The 10,991-nt window shown below is 70.0% G+C and carries 10 protein-coding genes; 2 read left to right on the top strand and 8 right to left on the bottom strand.

Annotation, left to right across the window (positions count from 1 at the left end):
• The first annotated feature begins 1,435 nt into the window (after positions 1-1,435).
• Complete coding sequence (locus tag AAH991_RS15230; RefSeq protein WP_346226448.1) at positions 1,436-1,819, top strand: cell division protein SepF; 384 nt, start codon at positions 1,436-1,438, stop codon at positions 1,817-1,819.
• 96 nt (positions 1,820-1,915) lie between these two features.
• Here AAH991_RS15230 and AAH991_RS15225 read toward each other — a convergent pair whose 3' ends face one another.
• The 4 genes from AAH991_RS15225 to AAH991_RS15210 all read right to left on the bottom strand — a co-directional run bounded on the left by AAH991_RS15225 (position 1,916) and on the right by AAH991_RS15210 (position 6,787).
• Complete coding sequence (locus AAH991_RS15225) at positions 1,916-3,229, bottom strand: hypothetical protein (RefSeq protein ID WP_346226460.1); 1,314 nt, start codon at positions 3,227-3,229, stop codon at positions 1,916-1,918.
• 169 nt (positions 3,230-3,398) lie between these two features.
• Entirely contained in the window at positions 3,399-5,120 is a 1,722-nt protein-coding gene (gene argS / locus AAH991_RS15220) for an arginine--tRNA ligase (RefSeq protein ID WP_346226447.1), read from the bottom strand.
• 51 nt (positions 5,121-5,171) lie between these two features.
• Entirely contained in the window at positions 5,172-6,200 is a 1,029-nt protein-coding gene (plsX, locus tag AAH991_RS15215; RefSeq protein ID WP_346226446.1) for a phosphate acyltransferase PlsX, read from the bottom strand.
• A 17-nt stretch (positions 6,201-6,217) separates the two neighbouring features.
• Complete coding sequence (locus AAH991_RS15210) at positions 6,218-6,787, bottom strand: DUF1707 SHOCT-like domain-containing protein (protein ID WP_346226445.1); 570 nt, start codon at positions 6,785-6,787, stop codon at positions 6,218-6,220.
• 386 nt (positions 6,788-7,173) lie between these two features.
• On the opposite strand from AAH991_RS15210, the gene AAH991_RS15205 reads away from it, so the two are divergent.
• Positions 7,174-8,136, top strand: coding sequence for a hypothetical protein (locus AAH991_RS15205; protein WP_346226444.1), 963 nt, complete (start codon positions 7,174-7,176; stop codon positions 8,134-8,136).
• A gap of 203 nt (positions 8,137-8,339) precedes the next feature.
• Here AAH991_RS15205 and AAH991_RS15200 read toward each other — a convergent pair whose 3' ends face one another.
• The 4 genes from AAH991_RS15200 to AAH991_RS15185 form a co-directional block, all read right to left on the bottom strand.
• Positions 8,340-8,510 carry a hypothetical protein gene (locus AAH991_RS15200; RefSeq protein WP_346226443.1) on the bottom strand — a complete coding sequence of 57 codons (171 nt, stop codon included), beginning with the start codon at positions 8,508-8,510 and terminating at the stop codon, positions 8,340-8,342.
• Between the two features lie 61 nt (positions 8,511-8,571).
• Positions 8,572-9,108 (bottom strand): YbhB/YbcL family Raf kinase inhibitor-like protein, encoded by a 537-nt coding sequence (locus tag AAH991_RS15195; RefSeq protein ID WP_346226442.1) that lies wholly within the window; start codon positions 9,106-9,108, stop codon positions 8,572-8,574.
• Positions 9,109-9,127: 19 nt separating this feature from the next.
• Entirely contained in the window at positions 9,128-9,874 is a 747-nt protein-coding gene (locus AAH991_RS15190; protein WP_346226459.1) for an ABC transporter ATP-binding protein, read from the bottom strand.
• A gap of 88 nt (positions 9,875-9,962) precedes the next feature.
• A complete protein-coding gene (locus tag AAH991_RS15185; RefSeq protein ID WP_169986566.1) occupies positions 9,963-10,868 on the bottom strand; it encodes an ABC transporter permease in 906 nt (301 codons plus the stop codon).
• Positions 10,869-10,991: the final 123 nt, after the last annotated feature.

The raw sequence follows: 10,991 nt of genomic DNA, 5'->3' as shown, positions 1-10,991 counted from the left end.
TCCCGTTGGGGTGGCCCTTCCGCATATCCGCACCCCCTCATCCCTGTTCCCCTGTTCCCCCTGCGGGGGTACCCCGGCAGGGGGCGTGGGGTGTGGGACTGGGCGTAAGTGTGGTGTGGGTGTGGGTTTTCAGCCCCGGCCGATGACGGCCGGGGCTTTCGCATTTCCGGGGGCAGACGACGTCCGGCGACGTCCAGAGCCAGTAAAGCCACCAGAGCCACTAGGGCCGGTAGGGGCGGTAGGGCCGGCGTGCTGGGCCCGGCCGAGGGGCCGAGGCCCAGCGATGCTGGGCGCCAGCGTGAGGGAGCGGAGCGGGCGGGAGGGAGGACCGCAGCGAAGGCCCAGCGGAGCGGGCTTCGCGAGGACCGGACCTTCCGGCCGGCGCAGTGACCAACCCCCACCCACACCCCCGAATCCGCCACCCCCCACACCCGTCCAGTCCTCCGACATCGACAAGCGTCCAGTCCCCCACCCCAACACATGTCCCATTGGCTCAGTGCCCATCCGCCGCGCTGTGCCCCTCACCACCTTCGCCCATCACGCTGCCCACGCCTCAGGCTCCAGCGGCGCGCGTTCCCGCCACCGCGTCCCCAGTTCGCCGCAACGCCACTCGCTGACGCAGCCGCGGCGGGGGCCAGTTCCTGCCGGCCGAGCTCGAGTCCTGATTTCAGGGGCGGAGGCCATCGACCGGACCATGGTCTCCGCGAGAGAATCGGCGCGTGTTACTGGGAGACGCCACGCTTGTCCTCACGCCGCTTTGCGGCCTGGGGACGCGTCGGCATTCGCCGTCTACCGCCCGCGTCCGGGCCGATAGCCCTCACTCCGGCAACCGTCCCGGCCCGGACAGCGTCCCTGTCCGGGCACTCGCTGGGAGTGCCGGCGGGGTCGGATGCGGGGACCTTTCCCGTCTCCTTTCCGCAGGCAGGATTGCGGATCCGGACTGTGCCGGAGTCGCGAGAGACACCTCAAATGGGCCTCGATATCAGAGGCCGAGAGGCACCATCAGCGCCCGCTCCGCCGATATCGAAAGTGCTTTCGATATGAGAAATCCGGCGCCTTCGTCGCGCAATTCGATCTTCATTGGCGGCGTCGTGAATCATCTCTCAAGTGAGCAACGTACAGGGGCCTACCTGCAAGATCTTGTTTCGGGAACCCGTCATCGGCGGCGTCCGTTGTGATCTACTGAAGGCGTGCCGTCGTTCGGGGTGACTGTGAGAAATGTTTGCGAAGGGTTCCATGGGGTAGGCGGGTTTGAGAGTTACCCTGGAAGGGCTGACGGAATTGACGATGAAGACACGAGTACCCGGCCTGCACATTATCCAGCCAACAACACTTAAACGGCCGGGCGTGTCGGTGGGGGTTCGCTGAATCGTCGATTACGGTTCCGCGTGTCGGGACGAGCCCGGAAAAGGACAAGCCGGAAAAGGACGAACCGATGGGGGCTGTGCGCAAGGTGGCGAGCTACCTTGGCCTGGGTGGGGCAGAGCAGTACGACGACGAGACCTATGCCGAGGACGAGTACGAGGACGACTGGATGCCGGCGGCCGAGCGTGCCGCCAAGCGCTGGCAGCCCAATGCCGACCCGGCCCGGATCGTCATGGTTCGCCCACGGAAGTACGACGACGCCCTGACGATCGGCCGGCACTTCCGCGAGGGCCACACGGTGGTCATGGACGTGGCGAGCATGTCAACGGCGGAGGCCACGCGAATGGTCGACTTCGCCGCAGGCTTGGCCTACGGCTGTGAGGGACGTATCGAGCGGATCGCGGACAAGGTCTTCCTGATCACTCCGGCGACGGTGGAGGTCTCCACCGCCTGAAGCGCATCCGTGTGATCGCCTGGAGCGCATCCGCGTTCGCATCTGTGCCCGCCGCCCAAGAGGGTGGCGGGCACAGTCGTCTGCGGTGCAGGCGTCCTACGCGGCCCGCGGGCCCCGGCGCAGGAGGGTGGACACTTCCGTCAGGTCCTTGGCGGCGGCGGAGGCGCGCTCCTCGGACTCCCTGGCGTACTCGTGCAACGCCCAGACGGCTTTGTCGGCGAGGTCGGCGAGCTTGCCGGCCCGTGTCTGGACGTACCGCACGTCCGAGTGTTCCTTGATGCGATGCCGCCACAACAGGTGCCCGCCCGCGGCGCCGATCATCAGGCCGACGAGGGCGAGCGGCAGCGAGACCACGAACCCGGCGGCGATGACGACGACGGCGAGGGCCAGGAGGACGTACCCGGCCCAGGGCCGGGTGCGCTTCGGCACGCAGTCGGTGACGAGCCGCTGCTCGGCCGCCGTCATCGACTCCTGGTCGGGACCCTCCGGCCTGAGCGTGATCGGATAGCCGAGGATCGGCACGTGCAGGGTGTCGGGCGGCGGTTCCCGCACGACCTCGACGAGGGCCTCGGCGGCCGCCCTGACGGCAGGCGCGGCCACGTGCAGGGCGAGCGCCGCCATATGGGGGTCGGCGTCGGGACGCAGGTCCTCGAGCAGATGCCCGGTGAGCGAGCTCAGCGGCCCTTCCTGGCCCCGCTGGCCCGCCAGGGCGCGGAGCACGGCCAGCGGCTCGTCCTCGGCCCACACGGTGCCACGTACGATCTTGGTGACCTCGCCGCCCTGCCGGGTGGAGGTGATCTCGGTGCAGCGCTCGCGCAGACGGTTCAGGGTGACCGATGCCCGCAGCGACCGCTCGATCTCGGGGACCTTGGCCAGCTCGGGGAAGGTTTCCAAAGAGGCGGGCACGGCCGTCTCCGGCAGGCCGGGCACCAGGGCTTTCAGCCAGCGGTCGTCGGTATCCGGCACGTTGACCGCGTCCAGCTTGCGCAGCACGAAGATCTTGCCCACCGGTCCGTACGCCCCGCGGGCGGCGGCGAGCCACAGCGCCCGCTGGCCGGGGGTCACCGGACGGTCTTCGGACAGGTCGCCGAAGGCGGTGCCGAGCCAGGAGGCGTGGATCCGGTCGCCGTGGCCGCAGACGGCGAGGGCCAGGCACAGGAACAGGGCGGTGCGCCGCTCGTCCAGCTGGTTCGCCAGGGCCAGCGGCTCCAGGGCGTCCTTGCCGGACGTGATGAGGACGAGGGCCTCGACGGCGGGCCCCAGCCAGTAGCCCGGCACGTCCGTGATCCCCGGCGGAAGGTCGGGCGCCGTCCCGTCGGCCGCGAGGCTGACGATCAGCGCCTCGGCGTAGCGGTGCAGCTCCGTGGCCTCGGCCAGGTTTTCGAAGTCCGGACTCGTGGTCAGGTCCATGCTCACGCGGAACGCTCCCCGAGGGGTCGGCTGGCACTCCCTTGACCGCGCCAGACTAGACGCTTGGTGCGACAGTCTTGGGCGAGGCGCGCCGTGGACGACCCTGACCCGTCGAAACGGCACGGCCGGACCGCCCAGGAACGGGCGGCCGGCCATGATCGGGCGGGGCTCACATTCGCTCGGGGACTTCGATGCCGAGCAGGTCGAGCCCGCGCAGCAGCACGCGCAGGGTGAGCGCGGACAGCGCCAGACGCGACTGCCGTACGGACTCCTCCTCGGCCTTCAACACCGGGCAGCTCTCGTAGAACGAGGTGAACGCCTGGGCCACGTCGAACAGGTAGTTGCACAGCCTGTGGGGCTCGGAGAGATCGGCGACGGCCGCGACGACCGAGCCGAAGCCGAGCAGCTGCAGCGCGAGCGCCCGCTCGGCCGGGTGGCCCAGCGTGATCGGACCGGTGGCCGACTCCGGCTCGATGCCGCCGTTGCGGAAGATCGAGCGGATGCGGGCGGTGGCGTACTGGAGGTACGGCCCGGTGTTGCCGGTGAGGGCGAGCATGCGGTCGAAGTCGAACACGTACTCGCTGTCGTGGCTCACCGACAGGTCCGCGTACTTGACGGCGCCCATGCCGACCTGGCGCGCGATCTGCCGGCGGGCCTCCGGGTCGTACCCGCGCTCGGCGATGACGGCCTCGGCCCGGACGACGGCCTCGTCCAGCAGCTCGGTGAGCTTGATGGACTTGCCGCTCCTGGTCTTGAACATCTTGCCGTCGCTGCCGAGCACGCTGCCGATCTGGACGTGCTCCGCCTTGACGTCGTCGTGCAGCCACCCGGCCATGCGCGCCGCGGCGAAGACCATCTGGAAGTGGAGCGACTGGGTGGCGCCCACCACGTACAGGATCCGGTCGGCCTTCAGGTCGCTCACCCGGTAGCGGATGGCGGCGAGGTCGGTGGTGGCGTAGCCGTACCCGCCGTCGCTCTTGCGGACGATGAGCGGCAGCGGCTGGTCGTCGCGGCCGGTGAAGCCGGGCGGGAACACGCACAGCGCGCCCTCGCTGATCTCGGCGACCCCGGCCTGCTCCAGCTCGTCGCAGACGCCGGGGAGCATGGGGTTGTACATGCTCTCGCCGGCGATGTCGTCGTCGGTCAGCGTGATGCCGAGCGTCCGGTACACCTTGGTGAAGTAGCGGTTGCTGTAGTCGATGAACTCGCGCCAGAGCCGCAGGGTCTCGGGGTCGCCGCCCTGCAGCAGCGGCACCCGGCGGCGGGACCGCTGCTGGAACTCGGGGTCGTTGTCGAACTTGTGCCGCGCCGCCTGGTAGAAGGCGTTGCCGTCGCCGGCGGCCAGCATGCCGAGCGCCTCCTCCTCGCCGATGTCGAGGAGGTGCTCGATGAGCATGCCGAACTGCGTGCCCCAGTCACCGAGGTGGTTCTGCCGGATCACCCGGTTGCCCAGGTGCTCGTGGGTGCGCGCGAGGGTGTCGCCGACGATCGTGGTGCGCAGGTGGCCGACGTGCATCTCCTTCGCGGCGTTCGGCGCGGAGTAGTCGACGATCACGGTCTGCGGGGCCGGCTGGGGCACGCCGAGGCGGTCGTCGAGCAGCCGTTGCCCGGCCTGCTCGGCGATCCAGCCGTCGCGGAGCGTCAGGTTGAGGAACCCGGGCCCGCTGACCTCCACGCTCACATCGTTCGTGTCGAGGTGATCGGCGATCGCCTGGGCGACCTCCCGCGGGGCACGTCGGAGCCGCTTGGCCAGGCTGAGCGCGACGTTCGCCTGGTAGTCGGCGAACTGGGAGGGCCTGATCAGCGGATCTTCTGTGGCATGCTCCGGACCGAAGGCGGAACCCAGCGCCTGCTGGACCCGCTCGGTGAGCACGAGCTGCGGGTCGGTCATGCGTCAAGCTTATCGGCGCGCGGCTTACGCCCGCCGTCCTCTATCCGGTGGTCACCAGCGGCGGTGCGGCTTGTTGTTGGAGGCGAGCCGCTCGCCGATCCTGGCGACGACGCCCTGGGCCGACAGGCGGGCCGCGAGCTCGCAGGCGGCCGCGACGCCGCGCGCCCGTGACGAGCCGTGCGCGATCACGACGGTGCCGTTGAGACCGAGCAGCACGGCCCCGCCGTGCGCCTCGGGATCGAGCCGGCCGGCCAGCTCCCGGAGCCGGGACCGCTGCAGCATCCCGCCGAGCCTGGCCACGCGGCTGTCCGCGATCGCCTCTCTGAACTGCTCGAAGGCGTACCGCACCGTGCCCTCGACGGTCTTGAGCGCCACGTTGCCGGTGAACCCGTCGGCGACGACCACGTCGACCTTCCGGGTGAGCAGGTCGTGCCCCTCGATGTTGCCGGTGAAGTCGATGCCGGGCGTGGCGGTCAGCAGCTCGTGTGCCCGTTTGGCGAGTTTGTTGCCCTTCGATGCCTCGGCGCCGATCGTGAGCAGGCCGACACGGGGACGTCGCAGGCCGAGCGCCGACTCGGCGTACGCCACGCCGAGGTGGGCGAACTGCACCAGCATCTCCGGCTTGGCGTCGGCGGTTGCGCCCGCGTCGAGCAGCACGGTCGGCTGGGGCAGGGTCGGCAGGCCGACCGCGATCGCGGGGCGTACGACTCCCGGCTGGGCCCGCAGCCGCAGCCGGCCGGTGGCGACGACGCCCGCCGTCGACCCCGCGGACACGACCGCGCAGGCGTCGCCGCGCCGGACGAGATGGCAGGCGACGGCGATGCTGGACCGGGGCCGTCTCAGGCTCGCCAGCGCGCCCTCGTCCATCGCCAGCGCCTCCTCGGCCCGGACGATGGGGATCTCGGTGACGGCGTCGTGCTCGGCCAGCTCCTGGTAGAGCAGGCGGGGATGACCGACGAGGACGACGGGCACTCCTCGCTCCCGCACGGCCTGTACGGCTCCCGCGACGATCTCGGCGGGCGCGTTGTCGCCGCCCATGGCGTCGAGCGCCACGGGCAGCGCACGGCCGGTGGGCTGCATGGCCGCATCGTAGGCCGTCAGCGACGTGTCCTGCGGTAGACCACGATCTTGCCGAACCGCGCGTTGCCGGTGACGCGGATCAGCGGGCCGTCGCCGTCGCCGTTCCCGCCGGTCACCGAGCGCTTCGAGAAGACCGCGCTGCCCTCGTCGATCACCCTTGCGTCGGCGGGCACGGTGACGATGAGCTTGCCGCAGAAGGAGTTCAGCTCCAGCGTCACCTCACGGCCGGGCAGCACCGCGTCACTGAGGTCCACGATCAGCGCCCCGAAGACCGAGCTGAGTTCGGTGTGCCGCCCGGCGACCCAGCGCCCCCGCCGTATGATCTTGCTGAACACCGCCGAGACCCGGTGCCGCTCCGTGGCGGGGGTGGCCGGAGGACGGGCCACGTCGGGCAGATCCCCGACCAGGGGCACGAGTTCGCCGACGGTCACCGCGCTGTAGGCGGCGTCGAGCCGGTCCGCGTGTTCGACGCTCGTCAGTCGGCCGGTGGCCAGCGCCTCGCCGAGGACGGCGGCGACCTGGTCACGGTCGGCGTCCGAAGCGCGCTGTGCGGGGTCGTCGCCCGCATGAGGGGTGAAGAGAGTCACTCCGCCAGCGTAACTCCTATCGAGATATGTCGCGATAGGCCGACCTTGCGATCGGTCCCGGTGGGCCGGGTCGCGAGGTCCGGCGGCGCGTCGCTAAAAGTGAGCGGAAAGATCTGTCGCCGGGCCTGGGCGTCGTGTTTACCGTGGCTTTCTCCGGAGGCGGGATTGCGGTGACCGCGAAGTGGTCGTCCGGGGCTTGATATACCGACTTTCCGGGCGGGTGCGGGACGTGGATCCCCTGCTCGGCAGGGCTTTCGGCCGTGATCGGGAGTGATAGAAATGCCGACGTCTTTGTCGGCGTGCTCGCCGACGCACGGGGGTTCTTGGGTTCGTCATTCCCACTCTCGTGAAAAGGAATATGAACCGGGGGCAAGTCAATGAAACGAGTGGTTAGGACAGCCGTCGTCGCCGTCACGATCGGTATCGCCGGCATGCTCGCCGCGCCCGCGCAGGCCGACGTGTGCGCTCAGAAGTGCACGGAGCACCGGGTCGCGACGGTGGCGAGGCTTCTGGCCGATCTGCAGGGCACGGCCGTCGGCGGGGCGGCGAGCGGCGTCGCCGCGCAGGCCGACGCGGCCGCCGAGGTGGCGGTGAACCTGACCGCTGACATCAGGGCCCACCTCGTCGCCGTCGCGAAGCTCTGCGGCACCGTGACGGCCGGTCTGTCGGCCGAGGCGAACGCCCAGATCAACGCCGCGGCCGACATCGCGGCCGACATCCTGGCCGACGCGACCGTCACCGTCACCGCGAACGTGGTCGCCCGGCTGGAGGCCCACCTGACGGCCGCCCTGGTCGCGGTCGCGGACGTCAACGCGAACGTCTATGCGGCGGTGGCCGCCAAGGTGGACGTCGCCGCGGACCTCGCCGCCCAGGTCGGCAGGCCGGTCGTCGCCGTCACCGGCCAGACCGCCGCCGCCGTGGACGCCTCGGCGGCGGCCGTCGCCACCGTGGGCGCCGCTGCCCACGCCGGGCTCAACGCCACCGCCAGGCTCAGCGTGTTGCTCAGCGCAAAGGCCGCCGTCGCGGCGAGCGCCGGCAGCGCGGGCGGCCTGCTGGCGCTGGTGCCGTGCGACACTCCGGCGGACGGCGCCATGAGCAGCACCCAGGCGACGGCCACCGATGCCGCCGCCCGGGCCGACGCCAACGCCCACGCGGTCACCAGGACCGTCCGCAGCACCACTGACGTTCCGGCGCAGGGAGCCGCCGCGACGACGGGAGCGGCGGCCGGGCTCGCCACCTCCGCCACGGCCACGGCCGACGCCGCGGCGTCGAGCACGGTCTCGTCCGCCCCGGGCACGGTGTCCAGCGTCGCGCCGCCGACCGCGCGGCAGGGCGGGTACGGCAGGTGATCCACGCCTGAGTGCCCGCGTCGCCGCCGCGAAGGCGACACGCCGAACGGCACCGGAGGCCCCGCGCACGGCAGGACCACCGGAAAGACGTCGATGACGAAAGCGGCCGGCGCCCCTGATGAGGGGCGCCGGCCGTCCGGCGTTGTCGGCCTGGTGCCGCTAGCGCCCAGGTTCACCCGAGGCAAGGGTCGGCGGGAGGGGCACTAGTTCGGTGAGTCGGTATGCAGGCGCAGGTGGGTGCGCCTGGCGATCTGGGCCTGCAGGCGGGCCATCTGCCAGTGCAGCTCGATGAGCTGCTCGGCGATCAGCCCGACGGGAAGCTCCGAGGGATCTTCGGCGGCCAGATTGTCGATCGCCGTCGCCAGGTCGGTCATCCGCCCCTCCCCTACGTCGAATCTCCGTTCGAATCATAGTGGAGCGAGCGGCTCTCCCGCATCAGGTTTCGTACACAGGTGCGATATAGCCGCGGGCGAGCGTGTTGGCCGTGATGTTGAACCCGACCACGGCCGGCGGCGTGTCGGTGTCGACGCCCAGGGACTCCACGCCGAGGGCGTGCACGGCGAAGAGGTAGCGGTGCGGGTGACCGGGGGGTGGGGCCGCTCCGCCGTACTCCTTGGTGCTGAAGTCGTTGCGCGCGTGCTTGGCGCCCTCGGGCAGCCCCTTGAAGTCGGGGCCGTTGCCGGCGCCCGCCGGCAGTTCGGTGACGCCGGCCGGGATGTCGTAGAGCACCCAGTGCCAGAAGCCGCTGCCCGTGGGCGCGTCGGGGTCGAAGCAGGTGACGGCGTAGCTCCTGGTGCCCTCGGGGGCGCCCGACCAGCGCAGATGCGGGGAGACGTTCTGCCCGCTCATGCCCCAGTCGTTGAACACGTGGGCCTCGGGGAGCCGCTCGCCGTCGCGTACGTCGTCGCTCTCGACGGTCAGCGCGGGCACCTCGGGCAGATGGTCGTACGGGATCGGTGGCGGCGTCGGCACGGTCACCCCTCCGTTTCTCTCAGGCCTTGTTGTACGCCTCCAGGACCTCCTGGGGGTCGCCTTCCATTCTGATCTTTCCCTTGTGCAGCCAGATCACCCGGTTGCACGTCTCCTCGATCACGTCGAGGTTGTGGGCGACCAGGAAGACCGTGCCGGCGGACTCGCGCATCTGCTTGATGCGCTGCTGGCTCTTCTTCTTGAACTCGCGGTCGCCGGTGGCGAGGGCCTCGTCGATGAGCAGCACGTCGTGCGTCTTGGCCGAGGAGATGGCGAAGCGCAGCCGGGCGCCCATGCCGGACGAGTACGTGGACATGGGGAATTGGACGAAGTCTCCGATGCCGGAGAAGTCCACGATCTCGTCGTACTTCTCACGGACCTCGGCCGGCGTCATGCCCATCGCGTAGCAGCCGAGGATGATGTTGCGCTCGCCCGTCAACTCCTTCATCAGAGCCGCGTTGACGCCGAGGAGCGACGGCTGGCCGTTGGTGTAGACGGCGCCCTTGTGCGGGGGCAGGAGGCCGGCGATCGCGCGCAGCAGCGTCGACTTGCCCGAGCCGTTGCGGCCGATGATGCCGATGGCGTCGCCGTGGTGGGCGACGAAGCTCACGCCCTTGACGGCGTGGACCTCCTTCATCTGCGGCCGGCCCTGCCGCCGCAGGATGCGCATGAGGGCGCTGGCGGCGTTGCCCTTCTCGGACTCGCTCGCGGCGCCGTACACCTTGTAGACGATGTGCAGGTCGTCCACGATGACCGTCGGGGTCCCGATATTGGGATTGCGCGTCTCGGGGGTCTGCGTCTCGGAATTCTGCGTCTCGGAATGCTGGGGCGCCACCTGCGACAGCTCCTCGGTCAGCTCAGCCACGGCCGTACCTCTCCTCGGCCCGCCAGAAGTACCAGAAGCCGACGATCAGCGCGAACACTGCCCAGAATAGACAAGTCACCCACGCCCAGCGCTCGGGGAACCGCTGGTAGATCAGCAGATCGCGCATGAACTCGATGTAGGCGGCGGCGGGGTTGAACTCCAGGACCCAGCGGAGGAGCTCCGGCAGCTCCCTGGTCTTGTCGTCGATCGCGTAGAAGACACCGGAGGCGTACAGCCAGGTGCGGGTGATGAACGGCATGAGCTGGTTCAGGTCCCGCATGAACGCGCCCAGGCGCGCCATGAACATGGCCATGCCGATGTTGAAGACCAGCTGCATGAGCAGCGTGACGGGGATCAGCAGCCACAGCCAGGTGATCGGCTCCCCAGTTACGAGCACCAGGAGGACGAGCACGGCCATGGAGTAGCCGAGCTGCTGGAGCTCCTGCATGGTGTACGCGAGCGGGAGCGAGGCGCGCGGGAAGTGGAGTGCCCGGATGAGCGACAGGTTCGACGAGATGGACTTGGCGCCGCTGATCACCGTGCGCTGGGTGAAGGTGAATACCATGACCCCGGTGATGAGGAACGCGGGGTAGTTCTCGATCGACTTGCTCTGCCCCAGGATGACGCCGAACATCAGCCAGTACACCGCGGCGTTGAGCAGCGGGGTCAGCACCTGCCAGAGCTGGCCGAGCATCGACTCGGAATACTTCGAGACGTTGCGCGAGGTGGCGTACGTGAGGATGAAGTGCCGCCGGTCCCACAGTTGGCGCAGGTAGGCGGGCATGCTGGGGCGTGCGATGGCGCGTCGTAGTCCGTGACGCTCGGCGAGCGCGGCCAGCGACTCCGGGGCTCGGCCGCCACCCTGGGCCTCCGCGAGCGCGGATTCCGGCTGGCTCATGGCATGGACTCTATTGGATGGAGGTCGGTGGGACGGCTGTCGCACCGAACGTGGCTGCGACTGGTCAAAGGTAGCCCAGGACATCCTCGTCCGGGGACCGGGAGGCGGGTGTCGTCTCCCTCC

The sequence above is a fragment of the Microbispora sp. ZYX-F-249 genome (assembly GCF_039649665.1).
In the GTDB taxonomy this organism is placed as follows: Bacteria; Actinomycetota; Actinomycetes; order Streptosporangiales; family Streptosporangiaceae; genus Microbispora; species Microbispora maris.
This window is presented reverse-complemented; position numbering and strand designations above follow the sequence as displayed.